Annotated in this window: 25 protein-coding genes; 9 read left to right on the forward strand and 16 right to left on the reverse strand. The window is 73.9% G+C overall.

Features of this window, described 5'->3' with window-relative positions:
* Positions 1-113: 113 nt before the first annotated feature.
* From purD to EJK16_RS02510, 3 genes are read right to left on the reverse strand one after another with little or no spacing between them, the layout of a single operon-like run.
* Positions 114-1,391, reverse strand: a complete 1,278-nt coding sequence (gene purD / locus EJK16_RS02500; protein ID WP_127126011.1) for a phosphoribosylamine--glycine ligase — start codon at positions 1,389-1,391, stop codon at positions 114-116.
* Between the two features lie 45 nt (positions 1,392-1,436).
* Entirely contained in the window at positions 1,437-2,201 is a 765-nt protein-coding gene (locus tag EJK16_RS02505) for a glycosyltransferase family 2 protein (RefSeq protein WP_164737178.1), read from the reverse strand.
* Positions 2,198-2,830 carry a hypothetical protein gene (locus tag EJK16_RS02510; RefSeq protein WP_127126013.1) on the reverse strand — a complete coding sequence of 211 codons (633 nt, stop codon included), beginning with the start codon at positions 2,828-2,830 and terminating at the stop codon, positions 2,198-2,200. The genes EJK16_RS02505 and EJK16_RS02510 overlap by 4 nt, the downstream gene beginning before the upstream one ends.
* 105 nt (positions 2,831-2,935) lie before the next feature.
* Here EJK16_RS02510 and EJK16_RS02515 point away from each other — a divergent pair, with 105 nt between their 5' ends.
* The gene (locus tag EJK16_RS02515) at positions 2,936-3,853 is read left to right on the forward strand and encodes a hypothetical protein (RefSeq protein ID WP_127126015.1); all 918 of its coding nucleotides are present in this window, start codon (positions 2,936-2,938) and stop codon (positions 3,851-3,853) included.
* 89 nt (positions 3,854-3,942) lie between these two features.
* Positions 3,943-4,248, forward strand: coding sequence for a DUF2249 domain-containing protein (locus tag EJK16_RS02520; protein ID WP_127126017.1), 306 nt, complete (start codon positions 3,943-3,945; stop codon positions 4,246-4,248).
* 134 nt (positions 4,249-4,382) lie between these two features.
* On the opposite strand, the gene EJK16_RS02525 is transcribed toward EJK16_RS02520, so the two are convergent.
* Complete coding sequence (locus EJK16_RS02525) at positions 4,383-6,230, reverse strand: phosphoenolpyruvate carboxykinase (GTP) (RefSeq protein ID WP_127126019.1); 1,848 nt, start codon at positions 6,228-6,230, stop codon at positions 4,383-4,385.
* 126 nt (positions 6,231-6,356) lie between these two features.
* Between EJK16_RS02525 and EJK16_RS02530 the strand changes: the two genes are divergently transcribed.
* Positions 6,357-7,832, forward strand: a complete 1,476-nt coding sequence (locus EJK16_RS02530) for a helix-turn-helix domain-containing protein (protein WP_127126021.1) — start codon at positions 6,357-6,359, stop codon at positions 7,830-7,832.
* 74 nt (positions 7,833-7,906) lie between these two features.
* Here the strand turns inward: EJK16_RS02530 and EJK16_RS02535 are convergent, their stop codons facing one another.
* On the reverse strand, positions 7,907-9,193 hold the full coding sequence (locus EJK16_RS02535; RefSeq protein WP_127126023.1) for an adenylosuccinate synthase: 1,287 nt from the start codon (positions 9,191-9,193) through the stop codon (positions 7,907-7,909).
* A 218-nt stretch (positions 9,194-9,411) separates the two neighbouring features.
* Here EJK16_RS02535 and EJK16_RS02540 point away from each other — a divergent pair, with 218 nt between their 5' ends.
* Positions 9,412-9,765 (forward strand): STAS domain-containing protein, encoded by a 354-nt coding sequence (locus EJK16_RS02540; protein ID WP_127126025.1) that lies wholly within the window; start codon positions 9,412-9,414, stop codon positions 9,763-9,765.
* Positions 9,766-9,896: 131 nt separating this feature from the next.
* Here EJK16_RS02540 and EJK16_RS02545 read toward each other — a convergent pair whose 3' ends face one another.
* On the reverse strand, positions 9,897-12,272 hold the full coding sequence (locus EJK16_RS02545) for a SpoIIE family protein phosphatase (RefSeq protein WP_127126027.1): 2,376 nt from the start codon (positions 12,270-12,272) through the stop codon (positions 9,897-9,899).
* Positions 12,273-12,365: 93 nt separating this feature from the next.
* On the opposite strand from EJK16_RS02545, the gene EJK16_RS02550 reads away from it, so the two are divergent.
* Positions 12,366-12,767, forward strand: a complete 402-nt coding sequence (locus tag EJK16_RS02550; RefSeq protein ID WP_240645732.1) for an STAS domain-containing protein — start codon at positions 12,366-12,368, stop codon at positions 12,765-12,767.
* A gap of 156 nt (positions 12,768-12,923) precedes the next feature.
* Here EJK16_RS02550 and fbaA read toward each other — a convergent pair whose 3' ends face one another.
* Both fbaA and EJK16_RS02560 read right to left on the reverse strand, forming a co-directional pair.
* Positions 12,924-13,946: a class II fructose-bisphosphate aldolase gene (gene fbaA, locus EJK16_RS02555; protein WP_127126029.1), complete on the reverse strand. Its 1,023-nt coding sequence runs from the start codon at positions 13,944-13,946 to the stop codon at positions 12,924-12,926.
* 137 nt (positions 13,947-14,083) lie between these two features.
* On the reverse strand, positions 14,084-14,710 hold the full coding sequence (locus tag EJK16_RS02560; protein ID WP_240645738.1) for a TrmH family RNA methyltransferase: 627 nt from the start codon (positions 14,708-14,710) through the stop codon (positions 14,084-14,086).
* A 214-nt stretch (positions 14,711-14,924) separates the two neighbouring features.
* Here EJK16_RS02560 and EJK16_RS02565 point away from each other — a divergent pair, with 214 nt between their 5' ends.
* Positions 14,925-15,698, forward strand: coding sequence for an HAD-IIA family hydrolase (locus EJK16_RS02565; protein ID WP_127126033.1), 774 nt, complete (start codon positions 14,925-14,927; stop codon positions 15,696-15,698).
* A gap of 29 nt (positions 15,699-15,727) precedes the next feature.
* On the opposite strand, the gene EJK16_RS02570 is transcribed toward EJK16_RS02565, so the two are convergent.
* The 4 genes from EJK16_RS02570 to EJK16_RS02585 all read right to left on the reverse strand — a co-directional run bounded on the left by EJK16_RS02570 (position 15,728) and on the right by EJK16_RS02585 (position 18,465).
* Positions 15,728-16,420: a LemA family protein gene (locus EJK16_RS02570; RefSeq protein ID WP_127126035.1), complete on the reverse strand. Its 693-nt coding sequence runs from the start codon at positions 16,418-16,420 to the stop codon at positions 15,728-15,730.
* Positions 16,421-16,544: 124 nt separating this feature from the next.
* The gene (pyrE, locus tag EJK16_RS02575; RefSeq protein WP_127126037.1) at positions 16,545-17,117 is read right to left on the reverse strand and encodes an orotate phosphoribosyltransferase; all 573 of its coding nucleotides are present in this window, start codon (positions 17,115-17,117) and stop codon (positions 16,545-16,547) included.
* A gap of 70 nt (positions 17,118-17,187) precedes the next feature.
* Positions 17,188-17,613 (reverse strand): ester cyclase, encoded by a 426-nt coding sequence (locus tag EJK16_RS02580; protein ID WP_127126039.1) that lies wholly within the window; start codon positions 17,611-17,613, stop codon positions 17,188-17,190.
* A gap of 78 nt (positions 17,614-17,691) precedes the next feature.
* The gene (locus tag EJK16_RS02585) at positions 17,692-18,465 is read right to left on the reverse strand and encodes an SDR family oxidoreductase (protein WP_127126041.1); all 774 of its coding nucleotides are present in this window, start codon (positions 18,463-18,465) and stop codon (positions 17,692-17,694) included.
* A gap of 87 nt (positions 18,466-18,552) precedes the next feature.
* Between EJK16_RS02585 and EJK16_RS02590 the strand changes: the two genes are divergently transcribed.
* Both EJK16_RS02590 and EJK16_RS02595 read left to right on the forward strand, forming a co-directional pair.
* Entirely contained in the window at positions 18,553-19,335 is a 783-nt protein-coding gene (locus EJK16_RS02590) for an exodeoxyribonuclease III (protein ID WP_127126043.1), read from the forward strand.
* Between the two features lie 95 nt (positions 19,336-19,430).
* Positions 19,431-20,177, forward strand: a complete 747-nt coding sequence (locus EJK16_RS02595; protein ID WP_127126045.1) for a septum formation family protein — start codon at positions 19,431-19,433, stop codon at positions 20,175-20,177.
* A 50-nt stretch (positions 20,178-20,227) separates the two neighbouring features.
* Here the strand turns inward: EJK16_RS02595 and EJK16_RS02600 are convergent, their stop codons facing one another.
* The 4 genes from EJK16_RS02600 to EJK16_RS02620 all read right to left on the reverse strand — a co-directional run bounded on the left by EJK16_RS02600 (position 20,228) and on the right by EJK16_RS02620 (position 23,484).
* Positions 20,228-20,854, reverse strand: a complete 627-nt coding sequence (locus EJK16_RS02600) for a hypothetical protein (protein WP_205739562.1) — start codon at positions 20,852-20,854, stop codon at positions 20,228-20,230.
* Positions 20,855-20,978: 124 nt separating this feature from the next.
* A complete protein-coding gene (locus EJK16_RS02605) occupies positions 20,979-21,773 on the reverse strand; it encodes a glycerophosphodiester phosphodiesterase family protein (RefSeq protein ID WP_240645733.1) in 795 nt (264 codons plus the stop codon).
* Entirely contained in the window at positions 21,770-22,354 is a 585-nt protein-coding gene (locus tag EJK16_RS20000) for an extracellular solute-binding protein (protein WP_240645734.1), read from the reverse strand. The genes EJK16_RS02605 and EJK16_RS20000 overlap by 4 nt, the downstream gene beginning before the upstream one ends.
* Positions 22,355-22,671: 317 nt before the next feature.
* Entirely contained in the window at positions 22,672-23,484 is an 813-nt protein-coding gene (locus EJK16_RS02620) for a serine hydrolase (RefSeq protein WP_205739563.1), read from the reverse strand.
* Between the two features lie 97 nt (positions 23,485-23,581).
* Here EJK16_RS02620 and EJK16_RS02625 point away from each other — a divergent pair, with 97 nt between their 5' ends.
* Positions 23,582-24,289, forward strand: coding sequence for a Clp protease N-terminal domain-containing protein (locus tag EJK16_RS02625; RefSeq protein ID WP_127126049.1), 708 nt, complete (start codon positions 23,582-23,584; stop codon positions 24,287-24,289).
* Positions 24,290-24,356 lie beyond the last annotated feature (67 nt).

Here is a 24,356-nt window from a genome sequence, read left to right on the forward strand (position 1 = left end):
ACACCACCGCCTCATCCCGCAACGGTGAGGGTTTGCCGGTCATAGACCAGCAAACCCTCACCGTTGCGGCGTTTCGGGCGACATGACGACGCCGCGGCCGCGGCTGCGCGCCGTCAGAGCGCCGCGGCGATGTCCGTGCGGTGCTGCGAGCCGGCGAGGTGGATGCGGCCGACGCCCGCGTAGGCCGCCGCCCGGGCGGCCGGGAGGTCCGCGCCCACGCCGACGACGCTGAGCACGCGGCCGCCTGCGCTGAGCACCTGGCCGTCCTCGCCGGCCGCGGTGCCCGCCTGCAGCACGTGCACGCCGTCCTGCGCCTCGGCGTCCGCGATCCCGGAGACCTCGTCGCCCTTGCGGACCGGCCCGGGATAGCCGTGCGCCGCGACGACGACCGTGACGGCCGCGTCCGTGCGCCAGCGCGGCGAGGACACCTGGTGCAGGTTCCCCGTGGCCGCGGCCATGAGCAGCTCCCCGAGCGGGGAGGCGAGGCGGGCGAGCACGACCTGGGTCTCGGGGTCGCCGAAGCGCACGTTGAACTCGATGACGCGCAGGCCGCGCGACGTCAGCGCGAGCCCGCAGTACAGGACGCCGACGAACGGCGTGCCGCGGCGGGCCATCTCGCGGACCACGGGCAGCGCCACCCGGTCCACGACCTCGTTCCGCAGCATCTCGGGCGCCCACGGCAGCGGCGAGTACGCGCCCATGCCGCCGGTGTTCGGGCCGGCGTCGTCGTCGCCGAGGCGCTTGAAGTCCTGGGCCGGCTCGAGGGGAATCACGTCCGTGCCGTCGCACAGGCAGAACAGCGAGATCTCCGGCCCGTCGAGGTACTCCTCCACGACGACGGCGGGCGCGCCGTCCGTCACCGCGTCGCCGCCCTCCTTGGCGAGGCACGCGCGGGCGTGCGCGAGGGCCTCCTCACGGTCGGACGTCACCACGACACCCTTGCCGGCCGCGAGGCCGTCGTCCTTGATGACGAAGGGCGCCCCGAAGGCGTCCATGGCCGCGGTGACCTGCTCGATGCTCGTGCACACGTGCGCCATCGCCGTGGGCACCTCGGCGGCGGCCATGACCTCCTTGGCGAAGGCCTTGGACCCCTCCAGGCGCGCGGCCTCCCTGCTGGGGCCGAAGCAGGCGATGCCGGCGTCGCGCACGGCGTCGACCACGCCCGCCACCAGGGGCGCCTCGGGGCCGACGACGACGAGGTCGGCCCGCATCGCCCGGGCGGCGTCGACGACGGCGGCGCGGTCGAGGATGTCCAGCTTCATCGTGCGGGCGATCGCCCAAGTTCCCGGGTTGCCGGGGGCGACCACCAGCTCGGTCGTTCTGGGGTCATCGGCCAGGGCCCGGGCCAGGGCGTGCTCTCGCGCGCCCGACCCGATCAGCAGGATCCTCACGCGCAGAGCCTACTTGGGCGCGGGAGGTGGTTGCGCCGTCGTCCGTCAGCGCCGCGACGCGGCCGCGCGCGCCGCCGCGCGCGCCGCGAACCGGCGGGCCCATCGCTCCCACGGCGGCGCCACGCGCCAGTTCACGGCGAGCGTGCGCCCGGCGCGGCGGACGCGTCGGCGCAGCTGGGCGCCGCCGCGCAGGGACCGGCCCGAGACCCCCACACAGAGGCCGGGGTCGTAGCTGATGCGCCGCTCCGGACCCAGCGCGAAGGCCAGGTCGATGTCGTCGTGCAGCTCGGCGTCGTCGCGATGGACCAGGTGGCGGACCTCACGCCACGTGGCCCGCCGGACGGCCATGTTCGAGCCCCACAGGGGCGGGTGCCCGAGGGCGGCGTGGACGAGCAGGTAGTAGGCGCCGAGGTACAGCGGCCGCACCAGCCGCGCCCGCCAGGTCCCGACGTCGTAGAACTGCCCCGTCCCGGTCACGGCGTCGAGGCCCGGGTCGTCGCTCATGAGCGCCCAGATGCGCTCGAGCCAGTCGGGGCCCGGGGCGGTGTCCGCGTCGCAGCGCACGATCACCTCGCCGACGGCGGCGTCGTAGCCGGCGGACGCCGCCGCCGGGATCCCCGGGTGCGGCTCGCGCACCACCCGCGCCCCGTGCGCCGCCGCCACGAGCGCGCTGTGGTCGCTGGAGGCGTTGTCAACCACGATGACCTCCCGCGGCGCGACACTCTGCTCCGCCAGGAGGAGCAGGCACCGTTCCAGCAGCGCCGCGTCGTCCTTGACCGGCACGACGACGGAGACGTCGACCGTCCTCATGGCTGCCGCACCGTGGCGCGCGGCTGCCGCACCGTGGCGCGCGGCTGCACACCGGCGGTCCGGCGTCCCGGGGCGCGGGCCAGCGCCACGCCCGCGGTCAGGGCACCCAGCCCGCCCGCGACGAGGTCGCCGATCGTGTCGTCGTAGCCGACCGAGATCGCCCCGTCGATGAAGGTGTGGCCAGCCCACTCGCCCATCTCCCACGCCGCGCCCAACGCCAGGCCGAGCGCCGCGGTGGTCACGACGATCCCCAGGCGCGGCCGGTGCACCACGGAGGCGTCCGGCGACGGGAGCGCGCCGCCCCGGACCAGCAGGGTGTGTGCCAGGGCGGCGACGAGCCCGGTGGCCGCGAGGTGCACCACGAGGTCGAGCCACGCGACCGCCGCGTAGAGCCCGGCGAAGCTGAACCACGCCGCCGCGAGCAGCACCACGCCGCAGGCGAGGTCGAGGCCGGCGGGGACGGCGGCCACGCGCGGGAGCACGAGGCCCAGGAGGACGAGCGCGAAGACGGCCACCCCGACGGGGCCCCACCACACGGCGGCCACCGCCAGGCTGAGGACCCCCGCGGCCCGGGCGAGATCGGCGAGCAGGAGGGTCGGACCGCGGTCGCGTCGCGGGCGGAGCACCATCCCAGCACTGTAGGTGCGCCCCCGGGCGCCCGCCCGGTGACGGCGCCCGGAGAACGGCCCGTCATAGCCGGGCGACGGGCTCCCCGGGGCGGCTAGGTTGATGCCATGAGCACCGGCCGGCCGCGCACCGCCGGGCAGCTCCACGCCCTGCTCCTGCTCCCCCTGCTGCTCCTCCTCGCCGGCTGCATGCGCCTGGACATGGGCATCACCATCCACGGCGACGACACCGCCGACCTCGCACTCACGGTGGTGGACAAGACGGGGGCGATGACGCGCGACGAGCTCGACTGCTCGCAGCTGACCGACGCCCTCGGCCAGGCCGGCCTCCCTGGCGGCGTCGACCACACCGTCGACGCGATCGACGAGGGAGGCAACCTCGGCTGCGCGGTGACCTTCACCGGGGCACCGCTGACGGAGATGAACGCCCAGGGCCTCTCGATCAGCAAGGCCGACGGTGTCTGCACGTTCACGCTCGACGGCCAGGCGGGCCTCACGCCCGCCGACGTGGAGGACATCCCGGGGCTGGAGGTCGCCCTCGCGGTGACCTTCCCGGGCGCGGTCATCGACGCCGGGGGCGGCCAGGTCACGGGTCACACGGTCACGTGGACGGACCCGGCCGTCATCGCCGCCGGGGTCACCGCCACGGGCGAGGCCGACGGCGGGGCCGCGACCCTCCTCGGCCCCACGAGCTCCATGTCGTGGCTGTGGTGGGTGGTCGCCGGCCTGGTCCTGCTGGCGGTGATCGGCGCGGTGGTCTTCGTCACGCGCAGGAACCGCTCGGCGACGACGGCGATGCCCGCAGGAGCCATCTACGGCCAGGGAAGCGCCTATGACGGGCCGGGAGCCACGTGGCCCGGCGGCGCCCCCGGCTCCTATGACCCAGCCGGCTCGTCCGCCGCCCGGTACAGCGCCGACCCGTTCCCCCCGCCGGCGTCCGCCGACCCGTACGGCCCCCCGCCGGCGTCCGCCGACCCGTACCGCCACCCGCGGCCCGGCGAGGAGGAGCAGCACTCTCCGCGCTGACGCGGCGGTGGGCGCCACCGGCGCGCCTTTTTCACGGAATTCTCCTTCCATAACCTGAAGGGGCCTACAACCCTGGAAGGACGTGCCGCATGGCCATCAACGACGTCAAGATCTCTCCCCGTCGGGACGAACCAGCCGGCGGCGGCTGCGCCTGCGGCGGTCACGACGAGGCCGTTCCGGAGCTGGACGTCCGTGCCATCCCGCACGCCATCCGTCACGCCACGGTCTTCGGTGCCCTCGGGGCCATCGCCCCCGGCTTCGCGCTGGACCTCGTGGCGCCGCACGACCCGCTCCCCTTGCTCGCCCAGATCGAGGCGCGCGAGCCGGGTGCCTTCGCCGTCAGCTACCTGCAGGAGGGTCCCGAGGCCTGGAAGCTGCGCCTCGCGCGCCGCTGAGACGGGCCCCTCGCGCGCCGTTGAGACCGGGCCGCCAAGCGCGCCGCTGAGACCGGCGCCCCGGCCGGGCGCAGCACGACGGCGATGTCCTCGCCCGCAGCCGCGGGTGAGGACATCGCCGTCATTCGAGCCGGCTATGCCTGCGCGAGACGCTCCCGCAGGCGTGCGAGCTGGTCCGTCATGGCGTCGGGCAGCCGGTGGCCGAACTGGCCGAAGTACTCCTCGGTCAGCTCCGCCTCGGCCGTCCAGCTGGCCGGGTCGATGGCGAAGAGCTCGGCGAGGTCCTCCTCGGTGACGTCCAGGCCGTCGAGGTTGAGGTCCCCCGGCAGCGGGAGGCGGCCGGTGGCGGCGTCGGCGGCGCCGACCTCGCCGTTGACCCGGCGCAGCGCCCACTCCAGCACGCGGGCGTTCTCACCGAACCCGGGCCAGAGGAACTTCCCGTCGGCGTTCTTGCGGAACCAGTTCACCTGGAAGATGCGGGGCGCCTTGTCGCCGAGCCGCTCCCCCATCTTCAGCCAGTGGCCCCAGTAGTCGGCCATGTTGTAGCCGCAGAAGGGCAGCATGGCGAAGGGGTCACGGCGCAGCGCGCCGACGGCACCCTCGGCCGCGGCCGTCTGCTCCGAGGAGACCGTGGCGCCGATGAAGACGCCGTGCTCCCAGTCGTAGGACTCGGCCACCAGCGGCACGTTGGAGGCGCGGCGCCCGCCGAAGAGGATGACGTCGATCGGCACGCCGCCGAGCGCCTCCCACTCCGGGGCGATGGACGGCGCCTGGTCGGCGCGCACGGTGAAGCGGGAGTTCGGGTGCGCGGCGGGCCGGCCAGAGTCGGGCGTCCAGTCGTTGCCCTGCCAGTCGACGAGGTGCTCCGGGACGTCGTCGGTCAGCCCCTCCCACCACACGTCGCCGTCGTCGGTCAGCGCGACGTTGGTGAAGACGACGTCGTGGCCGAGCGCGGCGATCGCCGTCGGGTTGGTGGACTCGCCCGTCCCGGGCGCCACGCCGAAGAACCCGGCCTCCGGGTTGATGGCGTACAGGCGGCCGTCCGGGCCGGGACGCATCCAGGCGATGTCGTCGCCGATCGTCTCGACCTTCCAGCCCGGGATCGTGGGCCGGAGCATGGCGAGGTTGGTCTTGCCGCAGGCGGAGGGGAAGGCAGCGGCCAGGTGGTAGACGCGCGCGTCCGGACCGGTGATCTTCAGGATGAGCATGTGCTCGGCCATCCAGCCCTCGTCCCGGCCGAGGACCGAGGCGATGCGCAGCGCGTAGCACTTCTTGCCCAGCAGGGCGTTGCCGCCGTAGCCGGAGCCGTACGACCAGATCTCGCGGGACTCCGGGAAGTGGACGATGTACTTCTCGTCGTTGCACGGCCACGCGACGTCCTCACGGGTCGCGCCGTCGGCGTCGCGCAGCGGGTAGCCGACCGAGTGCACCGCGGGGACCCAGTCCGCCCCCTGCTCGATCTGCGCGAGGGCGTCCGCGCCCATGCGGGTCATGATGCGCATGGAGGCGACGACGTACGGGGAGTCCGTCAGCTCGACGCCGACCCGGGAGATCGGTCCACCGACCGGGCCCATCGAGAACGGGACGACGTACATCGTGCGCCCGCGCATGGAGCCGGCGAAGACGCCGTTCAGCGTCGCGCGCATCGCCGTCGGCTCGGACCAGTTGTTGGTGGGCCCGGCGTCGGCCTCCTTCTCGGAGCAGATGAAGGTGCGCGACTCCACCCGGGCCACGTCGGACGGCTCGGAACGGGCCAGGTAGCTGCCCGGCCGCAACGCCTCGTCCAGCTTGATGAAGGTCCCGGCCGCGACCAGCCCCGCGGCGAGCCTGTCGTACTCCGCCTGCGAGCCGTCGCACACGTAGACGTTGTCCGGCTCGGTCAGCGCGGCGACGGTCTGGACCCAGGAGAACAGGTCCGGGTCGGTGATCGTCAGTCCGCTGAAGGGCGCGGCGTGGTGGGTTACGGCTTCTGTCGTCGTCATATCTTCCTCCGAGGATCCCTGCGAACGCGGCGGAGCGTCCTGCTGCATCCACTCTGAGCCCACTTCAAGCCCCCTTCAACGCCTGCCGGCTGGCAAAAACCGCGAAAGTTTCGCTACAGTCAACAGATGGCCGGTGAGACCTCCACCACACAGACTCCCAGACCCGGAACGGATCCGTTGGTCCTTGGCAAGCGGATCCGCCACGCCCGCGTGGCCGCCCGGCTGACGCTGCAGCAGCTCGCGGCGGCGGTCGGGTCGACGACGAGCCAGCTCTCCCTCGTCGAGAACGGCCGCCGCGAGCCACGCCTCTCCCTGCTCACCGCGATCGCCGAGGTGCTCGGCACGCCCGTGGCCTCCCTGCTCAGCCCCGAGCCGCCGCCGGACCGCCGCGCGGAGCTGGAGATCGCGCTCGAGCGGGCGCAGCGGGGCCCGCTGTTCGCCTCGCTCGGCGTGACGCCCGTGCGCCCGGGCCGCCGGCTGCCGATGGAGGCGCTGGAGTCGCTGGTGGCGCTGCACGCTGAGCTGGACCGGCGGGCGCGGGCGGCCATCGCCACGCCGGAGGAGGCGCGCCGGATCAACACCGAGCTGCGCCTGGACATGCAGGCCCGCGGCAACTACGTGCCCGAGATCGAGGCGAAGGCCGAGGAGTTCGTGCGGTCCGTCGGCTACACCGGCGGCGCGCTGACCCACCACATGGTCGCCCAGATGGCCGAGCGGCTCGGCTTCACGATCATCCACGTCGACGACCTGCCCCACTCCACGCGGACGGTCACGGACCTGGAGAACGGCAGGATCTACCTGCCGCCGGCGTCGATCCCCGGTGGGTACGGCCTCCGCTCCCTCGCGCTGCAGGCGATGGCGCACCGCATCTTCGAGCACGAGAACCCGAAGAGCTATGGCGACTTCCTGCGTCAGCGTCAGGAGCTCGCGTACTTCACCGCCTGCTGCCTGGTGCCACGCTTCGCCGCCGTCGCGTTCCTGGAGAAGCAGAAGGCGGCGAAGGACCTCGCGATGGAGGACTTCCGCGACGCGTTCGGCGTGACCCACCACTCGGCCGCCCAGCGGTTCACCAACCTCGCGACGTCGCACCTGGGCATCCCCGTGCACTTCATCCGGGCCAACAGCGACGGCGCCCTCTACCGCGGCTACGAGAACGACGGGGTGCCGCTCCCGGCGGACGCCTCCGGCGCCATCGAGGGGCAGCCGCTGTGCCGGAAGTGGGCGGCCCGCGCGGCGTTCGCGCGGCGCAACCGCACCACGGAGTTCTTCCAGTACACCGACACCCCCGCCGGCACCTACTGGTGCAGCACGCAGACCGGCTCGAGCACCGACTCGGAGTTCTCCATCACCCTCGGGGTGCCCTTCGCGCACGCCAAGTGGTTCCGCGGCCGGGAGACCACCCGGCGGGCGCAGTCCAGCTGCCCGGACGAGGCGTGCTGCCGCCGCCCCCGCACGGAGCTCGCCACCCGGTGGCGGGAGCAGTCGTGGCCGAGCGCGAAGATGCACGCCTACGTCCTCCGCCCGCTGCCGTCCGGCACGTTCCCGGGCGTCGACGAGACCGAGGTCTACGAGTTCCTCCAGGCCCACGCACCGGACAGCTGATCGCCGCGCGTGCGCGCCGGGCCGGCGTCTCGCGGGGACGAGGACCTGTCAGCAGATGACCGCTCGGCGGCTTTCTAGTCGAGCAGGTCCTGGCGCACGATGGTCTCGTCACGGTCCGGTCCGACGCCGATCGAGGAGATCCGCGTGCCGCTCATCTCCTCCAGCGTCAGGACGTAGCGCTGCGCGGCCGCCGGGAGGTCCTCGAACGTCCGCGCGCCGGTGATGTCCTCCGCCCAGCCGTCGAGCTCCTCGTAGATCGGCCTGGCGTGGTGGAAGGACGACTGGTCGGCCGGCATCTCGTCGTGCCGCACGCCGTCGACGTCGTAGGCGACGCACACCGGGATCTTCTCCAGGCCGGTGAGCACGTCGAGCTTCGTCATCACGAGGTCGGTCAGCCCGTTCACCCGGGTGGCGTAGCGGGCGACGACGGCGTCGTACCAACCGGTCCGGCGGGGTCGCCCCGTGGTCGTGCCGTACTCGCCGCCGGTCGAGCGCAGGAACTCCCCCATGTCGTCGTGCAGCTCGGTCGGGAAGGGGCCCTCCCCCACCCGGGTCGTGTAAGCCTTGAGCACGCCCACGACCCGGTCGATGCGCGTCGGCCCGATGCCGGAGCCGGTGCAGGCACCGGCGGCGATCGCCGAGGAGGACGTGACGAAGGGGTAGGTGCCGTGGTCGACGTCGAGCATGGTGGCCTGCCCGGCCTCGAACACGACCGTCCGGCCCTCGTCCAGCGCGGTGTTGAGCACGAGCGAGGAGTCCGCGACCATCGGGCGCACGCGCTCGGCGTAGGAGAGCAGCTCCTCGGTGATCGCGTCGACGTCGACGGCGCGGCGGTTGAAGACCTTCACGAGCAGCTGGTTCTTCTGGGCCAGCGCCCCCTCGACCTTCTGCCGCAGGATGCTCGCGTCGAAGAGGTCCTGGACGCGGATGCCCACCCGGTTCATCTTGTCCGCGTAGGTGGGGCCGATCCCGCGGCCGGTCGTGCCGATCTGGCGCTTGCCGAGGAAGCGCTCGGTCACCTTGTCCAGCGTGCGGTTGTACGGCGGGATGATGTGGGCGCTCGCCGAGACGAGCAGCTTGGACGTGTCGACGCCCCGGGACTCGAGCCCGTCGATCTCCTGGAAGAGCACCTCGAGGTCGACGACGACGCCGTTGCCGATCACGGGGGTGCAGCCCGGGGAGAGGATCCCGGAGGGCAGCAGGTGCAGCGCGTACTTCTCGTCACCCACCACCACGGTGTGGCCGGCGTTGTTCCCGCCGTTGAACTTGACCACGTAGTCGACGCGCGAGCCGAGCTGGTCGGTCGCCTTGCCCTTGCCCTCGTCGCCCCACTGCGCTCCGACGACCACCACGGCTGGCATATGTTCGATCCTCTCACCGGCCCGACGACGCCGGACGGCGCCCAGACGAGGTTACCGGAGCCCGGCGGCGGGCACCCGGCCGTCTCGTGCCGGGTGTCCGGCGTGCACGGGAGCGATCGGCGCGTTAGCGTCGTGGAGGTGACCAGCCGAAGTGTCCGGCAGCAACTGACCGCGGACCCGGGCCCAGCCCAAGACGGACGCGAGGAAGAAGCTCCAGCATGATCGAGATCTCGGCCTCCGCCTCGACGGCGACGGTGACCATCGCCGGCGACCTCGACCTCGCCGAACGGGCCCAGTTCCCCGAGGTGACGGCCCGCGTCAGCGGGCTGCGCCGCCAGCTGCTCGTGATCGACATGTGCGGCGTCACCTTCATGGACTCCACCGGTGCGGCGTTCCTCATGGCGCTCGCCGACGCCTCCGCCAAGCGTGGGGGCGCCGCGGTGCTGCGCGGCATCAGCGACCGCGAGCTGTTCGTGCTGGACATCTGTGGCGCGCTCGGCCTCTTCCGGATCGACGCTGACCACGCGTGTGACGCCTCACGCCGGAGCAGCTTCCGGCGGCTGAACGCCTGACCGCCCGCACCGGCGGTTGATGACCGCCGCCGGCGGTTGGCGCCGGCAGCTGACCCGCCGCCGCAGCTTGACACCCGCCGGCGGCCCCTGGGCCCGCCCGCTCCCCTCTCGGCCCCGTCCGACGCCCTCGCTCAGGCGCCGGCCGGACTCCGGCCGAGCACCGGCCCGGCGTCGGGCCGCCGGCCGGACTCCGAGCGCAGCCGGGCCCACACGACCTTCCCCGTCGGCGTGGGCCGCCAGCCCCAGTCTGCGAGACGGTCGACGATGTGCATGCCGAACCCGCCGACCCGGCCCGCGTGCCGCTCCCGGGTGATCGGGGGCGCAGGGTTCGCGTCCTCCACCTCGATGCGCAGGCCGTCCCCGGTGTCCTGCAGCCGCAGGCCGATCCGTCCCCAGCCGTGCATGACGGCGTTGGCCATGAGCTCGGAGATCACCAGCTCGGCCGCCGCGACGTCCTCGATGCCCCAGGCGGCGCACGCCCGGCGGACCGCGTGGCGCGCACGGCCGATCGAGGCGGCGTCCACCGGCATCTGCCAGCGCCGGCGCCGCGGGGCGGCCGAGTCGACCTCGCTCTCCGGGCCGCCCGGCACGCGGATGACGACGATGGCGACGTCGTCCTCGGGCGCGTCGGCGAGCTGGAGGAGCTCCTCACCGACGCCGGCGGCGTCGGGCGCGTGCACCCGCGCGGTGAGCGCCCGGAGGGCCTCCACGCCGTCGCGCATGGGCCGGTCCCGCCGCTCGACGAGCCCGTCGGTGAAGAGCACGAGCACGTCCCCGGGCAGCACCTCGGTGCGGGCGGTCTCCCGCTCCCCCGTGCCGAAGCCGACGAGCGTGCCGCCCGCGCCGTCCAGGGCGGTGACCTCGCCGTCGCGCAGGCGCAGGGGCGGCAGGTGGCCGGCGCGCGAGTAGGCCAGGTCCCACACCTCCCCGCGGGGCGTCAGGGTGGCGTAGACGAGCGAGGCCGTCCGCGGGATCCGCATCCCGGTGACGAGCGCGTCCACCCGGGCGAGCACCGTGCCGGGGTCCACCAGCTCGGCCGCGAAGGCGCGCACCACCGAGCGCAGCTGGCCCATCGCGGCCGCCGCCTCGACGTCGTGACCGACCACGTCACCGATGACCACGGCGACGACGGAGTCGTGGAGGTTGACGACGTCGTACCAGTCGCCGCCCACCTGGGCGTGCTCGGCGTTGGGCGCGTAGTACGTCCAGACGTCCAGGCCCTCGACGTCGGCCTGCTCGGGCAGCATGGCCCGCTGCAGGGTCTCCGCGAGCACGTGCTCACGGGCGTAGAGCTGGGCGTTGTCCATGGCCATGCCCACCCGGCGCGCCACCAGCTCGAGCACGGTGCCGACCTCGTCCGGGAGGACCGGCGACCCCTCGGCCGGGTCCTGCTCGTCCGCGACCGGGGCGCCGGCGGGCTCCCGGCGCGGCAGGGCCACCAGCAGCCCGAGGGTCCGCTGGCGCCCCAGCACCGGGAGCACGAGCACCTCGCCCGCGGCGTCGGGCGCGTGCTCGAGGTGCGGCCGGACGATCTCGAGCAGCTGGGCGACGAGCGAGCCGTCGGGCGCCGGGACGTCGGGGGCGAGGCGGACCGTGCGCATCGTGTTGCCGAGCAGCAGCTCGAGCACCACGTCCCGCTCCGCCCCACGGCCGCGGCGCAGGGCCGCGGCATGGTCGGCGGGCGGGTCGTCGGCGATGCCGTCCACCTCCTGCAGGGTGCGTCCCGCGACGACGAACCCGCTCCAGGCCACCACCTGCCGGGTCAGCAGGTCGGCGATGGCGCGCAGCACGTCCCCGGCGTCGGCCTCCTGGAGCAGGTCCGAGACGCGGGCCACGAGGCTCAGCCCGACCCGGGCGCGCCGCTCGACCTCCGCCCGGACCCGCTCCAGCTCGACGGTCTCCACCTGCGCGGACACGTCGCGCATGACGGCGGTCCACAGCTGCGTCGGCGCGCCGGGCATGTCGAGGGGTGCGAGCTCGAGCCCTGCCCAGTACTCCGAGCCGTCGGCACGCCGGGCGAGCGTCGTCAGCGACGCGGGCTCGCGACGGGCCAGGGCGGCTCCCACGGAGCGCTGCCCGTCCAGGCCGAGGCACGGGGCGCGGAGCAGGTCCGGCCCGTCACCCAGCAGCTGCTCGCGGCTGTACCCGCTCAGCGCGGCGGCGGCCCGGTTGACCGCCACGGTCTTCCAGACGTTCTCCGGGCCCGTCTCGACGACGGCGACCGCCTCGGGCAGCTGCTCCAGGACCGCCTCGGCCCACCGGGGCACGGCCACGGCCGAGTCGTGGTCGGCGCGTGCGGAGGTCCGTGCGACCGGCTGGTGCGGGTGGGGCGCGCCGGCGGCGTCCTGCGGGCTCGCGGCCGGGTCGACGTCGGGGCTCCCGGAACCACCGGCGGGAGTGTCGATGGGGACCAAGGTCCCACGATCGGTCGCCGTCGTCGCAGACGCCGAGTGGCGCGCCGCGCCGACGGCCTCGCGCACGCGCGACTCGTCGGGGGGATTGCCCATCGGTGTCTCCAATCGTCTAGCGTTCCTTACGATGCCCCGTAAGCGCGTGCGTCGCATGTGCGCACCGATCAATTCTGGCCGAAAGGATGTGCCGTGCCTGACGTGACTCAAGAGCCGCCGTCGAACGACACCTCGACGAACGCCGCGATGGCCGGCGTCGAGACAGGCTCGGTGCACGTCATGGTCTCCGCGACCCGAACGCGGATCGTGCTCTCCGGCGAGGTGGACGTCGCTCTGGCGAGCGACCTGGCCGAGGCCGTCCACGACGCTGAGCGGGCCGGCCTGCCGGTCGAGATCGACGCCCGCCATGTGACCTTCATGGACTCGTCCGGCGTGACCATGCTGGCGCGCCTCGCGCACCGCGCCGGCAGGCTCACGATGATCCAGCCGCCCGACGTCGTGCGGTTCCTGCTCGAGGTCACGCGGATCGGCGAGGTCATCGACGTCCTCGACGTCGACCCGGGCTTCCCCGAGAACCCGACAGACGCGGCCTGACGGCGTCCTGGCCGGCGCGCGTCGCGGCCCCGACGCCGCACGCCAGGTCCGCATGGCCTGGCCGCACGGCGTCAGGGCCGCACGCTGCGCCGCACGAGCCCCGGGCCGGGGTCCGGGAGTCCGGACTCCGGCCCGGGGGCCGCGGGATGGAGCGGCTCAGGCCATCTTGGTGCCGGCCGAGCGCAGCTGCTGGCAGGCCTCCACGATCCGCTGGGCCATGCCGGCCTCGGCGGCCTTGCCCCAGGCGCGCGGGTCGTACTGCTTCTTGTTGCCGACCTCGCCGTCGATCTTGAGCACGCCGTCGTAGTTCTTGAACATGTGGGTCACGACGGGACGTGTGAAGGCGTACTGGGTGTCGGTGTCGATGTTCATCTTGATGACGCCGTTGTCGACCGCCGTCGAGATCTCCTCGGCCGTCGAGCCCGAGCCGCCGTGGAACACGAGGTCGAACGGCATGTCCTTGCCGACCTCCTTGCCGACGACGTCCTGGATCTCGCCGAGGATCTCCGGGCGCAGCTTGACCGCGCCTGGCTTGTACACCCCGTGGACGTTGCCGAAGGTCAGCGCCGTGAGGTAGCGGCCCCGCTCGCCCGTGCCGAGGGCCCGGACAGTGGCCAGGGCGTCCTCCGCCGTCGTGTAGAGCTTCTCGTTGATCTCGTGGGCGACGCCGTCCTCCTCGCCGCCGACCACGCCGATCTCGACCTCGAGGATCGTGCGGGCCCGCTGCGAGAGCTCGAGCAGCTCCTGGGCGATCTCGAGGTTGCGCTCGAGCGGGACCGCGGAGCCGTCCCACATGTGCGACTGCATGGCGGGGAGCTTGCCGTCGGCGACCTGCTTGGCCTCGTGCTCGAGGAGCGGGCGCAGCCAGGGGTCGATCTTCGACTCCGCGCAGTGGTCGGTGTGCAGCGCGATGGTCACGCCGTAGTTCTTCGCGACCTCGGTGGCGTAGGCGGCCAGGGCGAGGGTGCCGGCGACCGGGTTCTTCACGGTGGATCCAGAGGCGTACTCGCCGCCACCGACCGACACCTGGATGATGCCGTCGCTCTCGGCTTCGGCGAAGCCCTGGAGGGCGGCGGTGATGGTCTGCGACGACGAGACGTTGATGGCCGGGTAGGCGAACCTGCCCGCCTTCGCCCGGTCGATCATCTCGGCGTAGGCCTCTGGGGTTGCGATTGGCACGACAGATCTCCTGTGCTCGATGTCCTTGTGGACGCCATTGTCCCACTGGATGCGCCGACTCACACGGCACCGGGGGATACGGGTGTCGCCGCACGCCTGCGCCGCACACGCCCCGCGGGGCCCGCGGGCGCGCCCTCTCAGCCCGGCGGGGGCGCGGCGTGCTGCAGCATCCAGGCGTGCATGGCCACCGCGGCCGCCGCGCCGGCGTTGATGGAGCGCGTGGAGCCGTACTGGCTGATGCGCAGCACCTCCTGGCACCCGTCGATCGCCTCGGCGCTCAGTCCGTCAGACTCCTGGCCGAAGACCATCACGCACGCCCGCGGCAGGGCACGGCCCTCGATCGGCACGGACCCGGGCACGTTGTCGATGCCCAGGACGGGCAGCCCCTCGCCGCGTGCCCACGCGAGCAGGTCGGCGACGCCGGCGTGGTGGCGCAGGTGCTGGTACCGGTCGGTGACCATGGCGCCGCGCCTGTTCCACCGTCGCCTGCCCACGATGTGCACCCCGGCCACGGCGAACGCGTTGGCCGTCCGCACCACGGAACCGATGTTCATGTCGTGAGAGAAGTTCTCGATCGCCACGTGCAGGGGGTGCCGGCGGGCATCGATGTCGGCGACGATCGCCTCGACCGTCCAGTACCGGTACCGGTCCAGCACGTTGCGCCGGTCCCCGGCGGCGAGCAGCTCCGGGTCGTAGCGGGGGTCGGCGGGCCAGGCGCCCACCCCCCCGGGCCATGGGCCGACGCCCACCTCCGGCGCGGCCACCGCCTCCGGCGCACCGCCCTCGGCGCCCGCTCCCCCGTCGGTCCGCACGTTCTCGCTCACGCGGTCATCCTCCCAGCCGTGACCGGTCACACGCGCCGCTGTCCCGCCCGCGCCGAGCAGGGTCGGTATCGTCAGGAGCGGCGCGGGCGCTCCCCGGGCCAACGGGTGCGCCCGACCGGCGCGACCGTGCCTGACGCAACGGAGGCCGCAGCACATGACCGAGCAGATCCAGAGCTGGCTCACGGACATGGACGGGGTGCTCGTCCACGAGGGCAACGCCCTTCCCGGGGCGGCCGACTTCATCGCCCGGCTGACGGAGCTCGAGCGCCCGTTCCTCGTGCTGACGAACAACTCCATCTTCACGCCTCGGGACCTCGCCGCCCGTCTCGCCGCATCCGGCATCACGGTGCCGGAGGAGCGCATCTGGACCTCCGCGCTGGCCACCGCCAACTTCGTCAAGCAGCAGCTGCCCGGCGGGAGCGCGTACGTCATCGGGGAGGCGGGCCTGACGACGGCGCTCTACCAGGCGGGCTACACGATGACGGACACGGACCCGGACTACGTCATCCTCGGCGAGACGCGCACGTACTCCTTCTCCTCCATCACGCGGGCCATCCGGCTCGTCAACGACGGCGCCCGGTTCATCGCCACGAACCCCGACCCGACGGGGCCCTCCCAGGAGGGACCGCTCCCGGCCACCGGCGCGGTCGCGGCGCTGATCACCAAGGCCACGAACCGCAGCCCGTACTTCATCGGCAAGCCGAACCCCGTCATGATCCGCGCGGCGCTGAACCGCATCGAGGCGCACTCGGAGACGACGGCGATGATCGGGGACCGCATGGACACCGACGTCCTCGCCGGCATGGAGGCCGGCCTGCGCACGTACCTCGTGCTCACGGGGTCCACGCACGCCGCCGACGTCGAGAAGTACCCGTTCCGGCCCAGCGAGGTCCGCCAGTCGATCGCCGACATCGTCGACCTCATCTGACACCGCCGAGGCGCCACGGGGGCGGCGCCTCAGCGTGCGGCCCGCTCACCGCCTGGCTCGCCGGGCAGGACGGCACCGCGCTGCCCCCGCGCCTGCCCGGGGGCGCGCCGGCGATCCTCGGGCCGCCCGTAGCCTCCGGCCGCGCCGTCACGGTCGAAGCTGACCGCCGGTGCGGCGCGCACGGCGGGGTCGTTTGCCTCGAAGTACTCGGCGGGCCGCAGGCCGAGGAGCGCGGCGACGACGTTGGCCGGGAAGCGTGCCGTCCGCGTGTTGAGCTGGCGCACGTTGGCGTTGTAGAACCGCCGCCCGGCCGCGATGTGGTCTTCCGTGCTCGTGAGCTCGGCCTGGAGCCGGACGAAGGAGTCCGCCGTCCGGAGCCGGGGATACGCCTCGGCGACGGCGAACAACCGGCCGAGCGCGGCGGTGAGCACGTTCTCCTGGTCCGCCTGCCGGCTCGGCGTGGCGCTGGGCGCCGCCGCGGCCGTCCGGGCCCGCGTGACCTCGTCGAGGACTTCCCGCTCCTGCGGGGCATGGTCGGCGACCGTCTGGAGGAGGGCTGGGACGAGGTCGTACCGCCGGTGGAGCTCGACGTCGATCTGGCGCCAGGCCTCCTCCACGAGGTGCCGGAGCCGGATCAGGCCGTTGTAGGTCGCCAGCGCCCAGAGCAGGAGGACCAGGACGACCGCCCCGAGGAGGACCAGTGCCACACCTGTCGCGTCCATCAGGGCCCTCCGCGCTCGACGCCGCCGCTGGGTCCATTACAGCAGGCCGTGGGCACGGCCCGCCCGGCGATGGCCACGGCGGACCCCCGGCATGGTGGCAGGACGACGGGGGCGCGGCGCTCAGTCAGTCCAGGCCGAGGTCCGCGAGGCCGAGCGCGGCGAGGTAGGGCACCCCGGTCGCCTCGATCGCCTCGCGGGCGCCGGTGGCGCGGTCGACCACGACCGCCACGGCGACCACCTCGGCGCCCGCCTCCCGCAGCGCCTCGATGGCGCTGAGCGGGCTCCCGCCGGTGGTGGAGGTGTCCTCGAGGACGACCACGCGCCGGCCCGCGACGTCCGGTCCCTCGACCCGCCGGCGCATGCCATGGGACTTGGCCTCCTTGCGCACCACGAAGGCGTCCAGGTTGAGCCCGCGCGAGGCGGCGGCGTGCAGCAGGGCCGTCGCCACCGGGTCCGCGCCCATCGTCAGCCCGCCGACGGCGTCGACCTCCTCGGGTCCGAAGCCGGCCTCCTCGAGCATGTCGAGCATGACGTGACCGATCAGGGGCGCCGCCGCGTGGTGCAGGGTGGCGCGGCGCATGTCGACGTAGAAGTCGGACGTCAGCCCGGACGCCAGCGTGACCTCGCCGCGCACGACGGCGAGCTCGTTGACGAGGGCGGCCAGCTGGCCGCGGGGGGTGTCGTTGGGGGTGCTCACGCACGCCAGCCTAATCGGGCGACGACGGCGGCCCGGGCGAGGGCGCCGCGGCGAGACGCGCCCCGCGCGGTCAGGCGGGGCCGAGCCGGACGAGGTCGTGCGCGGCGAGCGCTCCGAGCTCGTCGGCGACCATCCAGATGCTGCTGATCCGGCCGTCGGTGAGGGTGAGGATGTCGATCACCCGCAGGCTCAGCGCGGCCCCCGTCGCCTCGAGGGTCCCGGCGGAGGTCGCCAGGCGCCCGGTCTGGCGGCCGCTCAGCCGGAAGGCCACCGCGACGCGGTCCTCACCCTCGCAGACCTCGAGCAGCTCGCGGCGCAGGTCGGCGAACGTCCCCCGGATGCCCGCCGCACGCGCGGCGAGGTCGGCGGCCGACAACGGCGTCCCGTTCACGGTCACGGGGTCGGTGTAGAACCTGCGGAAGGCCTCGACCGCCGCCGGCCCGGAGAGCCCCGGGTCGGTCCACAGCCTCATCAGCCCCTCGACGTCGAATGCCATGACCCCAACCTCCCGAGTGTTCGCGGCGTTCGTGCACCGCCGTCGACGACGTGGCCCGCGGCCGCCGCGCCCCGCGTGTCAGCGCAGGGCGCGCCCGCTCGCGGCGGCCCCGGCGACCTTCCGCACCAGCCGGCGCGGCGTGTGCCGCAGGGCCACTGCGGCGGCGGTGTACCGCAGGGACGGGGTGACGACGACCTGTCCGCGCCGCACGGCCGTCAGGGCGGCGGACGCCACCCGCTCGACGTCCACCCAGGCCGACGCGGGCCACGTGGCGGCGTCGAGCCCGGCGCGCTCGTGGAACTCCGTGCGCACGAGCCCGGGGCACAGGGCGGTGGCGGTCACGTGGGTGCCCGCGAGCTCGCCGGCGAGGCCCTCGGTGAAGGCCAGCACCCAGGCCTTGTGCGCGGCGTAGGTCCCCATCGTGGTCCACGCGGCCATCGAGGAGACGTTGAGGATGGCGCCGTGCCCGCGGGCCACCATGGCCTCCGCCGCGACCTTGGACAGGACCAGGACGGAGTGCACCATCACCTCCAGCGCCAGCTCCTCGCGCCCCAGGTCCCCGCCGACGAGGCGCTGCCCCAGGCCGAAGCCCGCGTTGTTGACGAGCAGACCCACCGGGCGCGCGTCGCGCCGCAGCCGGTCGGTGACGACGCCGCGGCCCTCGACGCTGCCCAGGTCGGCCGTGAGGACCTCCACGTCGACGCCGGCCGCGGAGCGGATCTGGTGGGCCACCTTCTCCAGGCGGTCGGTCGTGCGCGCGACGAGCACGAGGTGGTGCCGCGCCGCGGCCAGCTGCCAGGCGAGCTCCAGGCCGATCCCTGATGTGGCGCCCGTGACCAGTGCGGTTCCCATGCTGGCAGCGTAGGTCGCCACCCGGCGCGGGGGCGCGACGAGGGCGCGCGCCCGGCCGTGTCGGACCAGGACGGTAGCGTCTGACCCATGAGGCTGGCGACGTGGAACGTGAACTCCATCCGCACCCGTGTGGACCGGGTGGTGGCCTTCCTGGAGCGCTCGGGCACGGACGTGCTCGCGATGCAGGAGACCAAGTGCAAGGACGAGCAGTTCCCGATGGAAGCGTTCGAGGCCGCCGGGTACCAGGTCGCCCACCACGGGCTGAGCCAGTGGAACGGCGTCGCCGTCGCCTCCCGGGTGGGGATCTCCGACGTCGAGATCGGCTTCCCCGGGATGCCCACCTGGGGTGACCCGGCCGCCGCGGAGTCCCGCGCGCTCGGGGCCACGTGCGACGGCGTGCGCGTGTGGAGCCTGTACATCCCGAACGGCCGCACGCTCGAGGACCCGCACTACCAGTACAAGCTGCAGTGGATGGGCGCGCTCCGCGACGCCGCCGGGGCGTGGCTCTCGGACGACCCCGACGCCCAGATCGCCCTCGTCGGGGACTGGAACATCGCGCCGCTCGACTCCGACGTGTGGGACATGGGGGCCTTCGAGGGCGCCACGCACGTCTCCGAGCCCGAGCGGGCGGCGTTCCGGTCCCTCGAGGACGTCGGCTACACCGAGGTCACGCGCACGCACGCGCCGGAGCAGTACACGTACTGGGACTACCAGCGGCTGCGCTTCCCCAAGAACGAGGGCATGCGCATCGACTTCGTCCAGGCGTCCCCCGAGCTGGCCGCCCACGTCGTCGGCGCCCAGATCGACCGCAACGAGCGCAAGGGCAAGGGGGCGAGCGACCACGTCCCCGTCATCGTCGACCTCGGCTGAGCGGCCCCACGTGGTCGCGCGCACAGCCGCCGGGCCGGTGCCACGCCCCGCGGCGCCGGCGTGCCTCCGGCGCCGACGCCGGTAGGGTTCGGCCCATGACCACGCCGTGGGGAGCGCCGCAGGGCGGCCCGCTCGGTGGGTCGGGCGCCGTCGCGCCGGCGCGGAACCTCTACGGGCAGTCCTTCGGCACCGGGCAGCCGCACAACTCCCCGCCACCGTCACGGCCGACGACCGGCGCGGGCCGGCCGCTGGGCCTCCTCGCGATCCTCGTCGCCCTCCCGCTGGGACCGCTGGGTGTGGTGCTCGGCGGCATCTCCTACACCCAGGCGCGACGCGGGAACGGCCCCCGCGCCCCCGGCGTCGCGGCGATGATCCTCGGGGCGCTGATGACGCTGGGGGTGGCCCTGTGGGTCCTGACCTCCCTCGCGACCGCCCTGACCACGATCGACGCCGCCCCCGGTCCCGGCGGCCCGGGGCCGGTGCCCATCGGCGCGATGGAGGTCGGTGACTGCGCGCTCGACCTCGACCCCGGCGTGCCCACGGTCGAGCTCGTCGACTGCGGCGAGCGCCATCAGGCCGAGGCCTTCGCCGACGTCGACCTCGGGCGGGGCGCCTACCCGGGCCCGGACGCCGTCGTCAGCCGGGCCGAGAGCCGCTGCCTCGACGCGGCGGACGCCGCGATCCCCGCCGACGCCGACACGAGCGACATCCGGGTCGCCGTCATCACCCCGGACCAGCGCGCATGGGACCAGGGCCTGACCGCCGCCCGGTGCGTGATCCTCGACGCCGGCGGGCGCGGCCTCACCGGGAGCCTGGCGGACGGGACGCTGCAGACGCACTGAGCAGCCTATGAGGCGGTAGTCAAGGGTGCCGTTCTTGCGTCGCGGGGCGGCTACCGGCTCTGGAGGGCGTCGAGCGCCACCGCGAGGGAGGCGGCGACGCGGAAGTCGAGGCGCCGGTCGGGCACCGTGACCGTGTACCGGTCACGCACGGAGACCTTCCGCTCGTCGGTCATCACCAGCTCGCCCGTCGCCGCGTCACGGAAGTCGAAGTGGAAGACGAACGGGACCGGGACGTCGCCCACGACCGGGAGGAAGTCCCACACCCGCCGCAGGACCGCGACGCTCTGCCGCCGCTCGGTGCCGAGGGCCTCCAGCCCGCGCCCGGAGACCTCCCAGCTCGAGCGCAGCAGGCTCTTGCCGAACTGCTTGCGGAAGAACCCGATCGGCTGCCCGGACCCGTCGAGGACGTCGTAGCCCGAACCGAGGTCCATCACCTTGCGGGCCTGGAAGGAGAAGAGCGCCCGGTTCTCGTCCCGGTCGGCGTAGAAGGTGACCTGCTCCTTGAACGCCAGCCGCCTCTGCTGGGCGAAGGCCAGCAGCGCCCCCTCGGTCCCGTCGGGGCGTGCCTCGAGGATCTCGTACCGGTTGACCATCATCGTGACCTTCTGGTGCACGAAGAACGCCGGGACGTGCATCGGCTGGGCGGGCGACGAGGGGCTCGCGGGCGGCGTGGTCATGACGGTGAGTGTCCCATTCCGGCCGCGGCGACGAGGGCGCCCACCGGGGGTGTCGTGACGGCGGCGCGGCGCGCCGCCGGGCTGGTGCGACGCGGCCGCCGTGGCGGCGGCCGCGTCGGCGCCGTCAGGTTGCCGACAGCCACCCGCGCAGCCGGTCGGGGCGGTTGGTGATGATGCCGTCCACCCCGAGGGCCACCGCGGCGTCCCAGTGCACGGACTCGTCGAGCGTCCACGGCATGACGCGCAGGCCGGCGTCGTGCAGCGCGCCGACGAGGTCCGGCTCCTCGGCCAGCAGGGGGCCGGCGGGGTTGCAGGTCATGACCGCGAGGCGGCGGCACAGGGCCGGCAGGTCGTCGGGCACGGCGTCGATGAGCAGCCCCCGGGGCAGCGCGGGCGCGACGTCCCGCAGCGCCTCGACGGTGGTGACCTCGAAGCTTTGCACGATGATCCGCTCCGCCAGGCCGAACGCGGCGGCCGCGTCGGTGACGCGCCGGACGTCCTCCGCGCCCCACACGCCCTTGAGCTCGGCGAGCAGCCCCAGCCCGGGCCGGGCGGCCAGGAAGCCGATCAGCTCCGCGGCGGTGGGCACCCGCTCGCCGGTGTAGCCCGGGGCGAACCAGGACCCGGCGTCCAGTGCCGCCACCCGCGCGGCGTCGAGCGCGTCCACGCGGCCGGTCCCGTCGGTGGTGCGGTCCACCGTGTCGTCGTGGATGACGACGGCCACGCCGTCACGGGTCAGCTGCAGGTCGATCTCGACCATGTCGGCGCCCGCGCGCCAGGCCGACTCGAGCGCGACCAGGGTGTTCTCCGGCGCCACCGAGGAGTTGCCCCGGTGGGCGATGACCAGGGGCGCAGCGCGCACGCCGTCCCCCGCCGGTCCGCCCGGCGGCACCGGCAGGGGTGCCGGCGCGGCGCTCACAGGTAGGGCTCCACGTTGTCCGTGAACGCCCGGTCGAGCTGCGGCGCGGCCTTGGCCCAGACCGTCCCGGCGTCGCTGCCCTTCAGGACGATCTCCTCGATGCTGTCGGTGAGGATCTTGTCGCCGGAGGGCACGAACACGCGGACCCAGTCCTGGGTGCGGGTCTTGTCGGTCAGCTGGTCCACGGAGGTCCGGAACTGCGGGGTCTGCGCGTACACGTCAGCCATGATGGGCCCGTTGATCGCCGAGGTGCGCACGGGCATGTACCCGGTGCCCTTGGAGAACTCGGAGGTGTTCTGCTCGTCGGTGATGAAGGCCAGGAGCATCGCGGCGGCGAGCTGCTGCTCGGGGGTGCGCGAGGAGGGGATCGCCAGGCCGGTGCCGCCGGTGGGCGTGTAGCGCCCCGGGCCGCGTGTCCGGGTCCTGGAACCACTCCAGGTAGTTCCCCAGGCCCACGGGGCGCGCCACGGGCGAGCCCACGTTCCACTGGAGGGCGAGTAGTACAGGCTCAGGAGGAGCGGCCGGTAGGTGAAGGCCAGCAGCAGGACGAGGTTCGGCGCGGCGAGGAGCAGGAACGCCACGTGGGTCCTCCAGCGCCGGCCCCGCGCCGGGCGTCGCCGCGGGGTCGGGCGGACGGCGCGGGGGCCGGGAGGCGGTGTACGCCGGGGCTGTCTGCGCCGAAGCGGTGATGACGGTCATCGGGGTGGCGGATCCGTTCTCTGATGAGTGCGGATGCCACGCTAGGTGCGGCGTCGTGCCTGGCCAGGCCATCAGGCGGCCCTTTCGCCGACTGTTGGCGGAGTGTTCATCGCGGTGTCGGGCAGAGGTCCCCGCCGCGTCGTCCTGGACGACCGTCCGTTTGCCGTCCGCGCCCGGTCGCGGGCAGCGGGAGGCGTGCTCAGCGCCGGGCGTGCTCGGCGAGGATCGCGTCCGTCAGCTGCGGCCAGGCCGCGGCGGCCCACTCCCCGAACCGCTTCGCGCCCAGGAACGCGGCGGCCAGGCGCGCGTCGGGGTCCACCCACAGGAAGCTCCCGGCCTGGCCGAAGTGCCCGAAGGTGCGCGGGGAGGAGGACGAACCGGTCCAGTGCGGCGACTTGTGGTCGCGGATCTCGAAGCCCAGGCCCCAGTCGTTGTGCTGCTGGCGGCCGAAGCCGGGCAGGACCCCGCTCAGCCCGGGGAACACGACGGACGTGGCCTCCTGGAAGAGCTCCGGGCCGAGCAGGGTCGGGGCGAGCAGCTCGCGGCCGAGGCGCGCGAGGTCCTCCGTCGAGCCCGTGGCGGCGTGGGCCGGCGAGCCCTCGAGGAGCACGGTGGACAGGCCGAGGGGGTCGATGACCGTCTCCTCCGCCCAGCTGGTGAAGTCCGTGCCGACCTGCTCCTCGACGTGCTCGGCCAGCAGCTCGATGCCGCGGTTGGAGTAGATGCGCCGCTTCCCGGGGGCGGAGAGCACCGCGCCGGAGTCGAAGGGGACGCCCGAGGCGTGCGCGAAGAGGTGGCGCACCGTGGACCCGGGCGGCCCGGCCGGGGCATCGAGGTCCACCAACCCGCGCTGGACCGCCACCAGGGACGCCATCGCGCTCACCAGCTTGGTCACCGACGCCCAGCGGAACGTGGTGGTCGTGTCGCCGTAGGTGGTGACGACGTCGTCGGCGTCGGTCACGACGACGCCGACCGGGAAGTCCAGGTCACGCAGGACCGCGAAGGTGCTCACCCGCCCAGCCTGCCACGACGCGACGGCGACGCGTCGGCACACCCATGCCGTCAACCAAGGGTTGACGACACATGATCGTCAACCTAGGGTTGACGACATGAGCACACCTCCCCCTCCCGTCCGCCTCGACGACCTCATCGGTGCCGTCGCGAGCGCGCATGAGCAGCCCCTCGACCGACTCGCCGGCGCCGTGCTGCTGGCAGAGCATCTGGGCGAGGTCGCCGACGCCCTCATCGGCCACTTCGTCGAACAGGCGCGCCGAGCCGGGGCCTCCTGGTCCGAGATCGGGCAGAGCATGGGCGTGACCAAGCAGGCCGCGCAGAAGCGGTTCGTCGCTCGCGCCGGGTCCGGCGCAACCCCCTTGGACCCGAGCCAGGGCTTCAGCCGGTTCGACGACGAGGCCCGCGCCGTCGTGGTCGCCGCGCAGACGCTCGCACGCGAGGCGGGGAACGACACCATCGGCGTCGGCCACCTGGTGCTGGCGCTGGTCGCGGACGCGGACAGCGCAGCGGCACGCACGATCGCGGCCCAGGGCGTCTCGCTGGACGACGTCCGGCAGGTCGCGTCGGCGACGCTGCCGCCCGCCGCTGCGTCCGTTCCCGCGTTCGTCCCCTTCGACGCCCACGCCCGCGCCGCGCTCGAGCGCACGTTCGTCGAGGCGGAGCGCGTCGGTGCGGAGGCCATCGGCAGCGAGCACGTGCTGCTGGCGGTCCTCGCCGTCGAGGACGGGACCGGCGTGCTGGCCGGTCTCGGGCTCACCCCAGCGGCGCTCGAGACGGGTGGGGACCCGACGACCCGGGACTGAGCGCCCGGGACGCCAGGAGGGCCCGACCGCACGGTCAGGCCCTCCTCATCACCGCCGTAGCGTCATC

It is taken from the genome of Georgenia sp. SYP-B2076 (assembly GCF_003991205.1).
In the GTDB taxonomy this organism is placed as follows: Bacteria; Actinomycetota; Actinomycetes; order Actinomycetales; family Actinomycetaceae; genus Georgenia.

Excerpts from the sequence above, each read along its gene's own strand:
- EJK16_RS02505 (WP_164737178.1), bottom strand. The coding sequence starts at position 2,201 with ATGAGGACGGTCGACGTCTCCGTCGTCGTGCCGGTCAAGGACGACGCG.
- EJK16_RS02510 (WP_127126013.1), bottom strand. The coding sequence starts at position 2,830 with ATGGTGCTCCGCCCGCGACGCGACCGCGGTCCGACCCTCCTGCTCGCC.
- EJK16_RS02515 (WP_127126015.1), top strand. The coding sequence starts at position 2,936 with ATGAGCACCGGCCGGCCGCGCACCGCCGGGCAGCTCCACGCCCTGCTC.
- EJK16_RS02520 (WP_127126017.1), top strand. The coding sequence starts at position 3,943 with ATGGCCATCAACGACGTCAAGATCTCTCCCCGTCGGGACGAACCAGCC.
- EJK16_RS02525 (WP_127126019.1), bottom strand. The coding sequence starts at position 6,230 with ATGACGACGACAGAAGCCGTAACCCACCACGCCGCGCCCTTCAGCGGA.
- EJK16_RS02530 (WP_127126021.1), top strand. The coding sequence starts at position 6,357 with ATGGCCGGTGAGACCTCCACCACACAGACTCCCAGACCCGGAACGGAT.
- EJK16_RS02535 (WP_127126023.1), bottom strand. The coding sequence starts at position 9,193 with ATGCCAGCCGTGGTGGTCGTCGGAGCGCAGTGGGGCGACGAGGGCAAG.
- EJK16_RS02540 (WP_127126025.1), top strand. The coding sequence starts at position 9,412 with ATGATCGAGATCTCGGCCTCCGCCTCGACGGCGACGGTGACCATCGCC.
- EJK16_RS02545 (WP_127126027.1), bottom strand. The coding sequence starts at position 12,272 with ATGGGCAATCCCCCCGACGAGTCGCGCGTGCGCGAGGCCGTCGGCGCG.
- EJK16_RS02565 (WP_127126033.1), top strand. The coding sequence starts at position 14,925 with ATGACCGAGCAGATCCAGAGCTGGCTCACGGACATGGACGGGGTGCTC.
- EJK16_RS02570 (WP_127126035.1), bottom strand. The coding sequence starts at position 16,420 with ATGGACGCGACAGGTGTGGCACTGGTCCTCCTCGGGGCGGTCGTCCTG.
- EJK16_RS02580 (WP_127126039.1), bottom strand. The coding sequence starts at position 17,613 with ATGGCATTCGACGTCGAGGGGCTGATGAGGCTGTGGACCGACCCGGGG.
- EJK16_RS02585 (WP_127126041.1), bottom strand. The coding sequence starts at position 18,465 with ATGGGAACCGCACTGGTCACGGGCGCCACATCAGGGATCGGCCTGGAG.
- EJK16_RS02590 (WP_127126043.1), top strand. The coding sequence starts at position 18,553 with ATGAGGCTGGCGACGTGGAACGTGAACTCCATCCGCACCCGTGTGGAC.
- EJK16_RS02595 (WP_127126045.1), top strand. The coding sequence starts at position 19,431 with ATGACCACGCCGTGGGGAGCGCCGCAGGGCGGCCCGCTCGGTGGGTCG.
- EJK16_RS02600 (WP_205739562.1), bottom strand. The coding sequence starts at position 20,854 with ATGACCACGCCGCCCGCGAGCCCCTCGTCGCCCGCCCAGCCGATGCAC.
- EJK16_RS02625 (WP_127126049.1), top strand. The coding sequence starts at position 23,582 with ATGAGCACACCTCCCCCTCCCGTCCGCCTCGACGACCTCATCGGTGCC.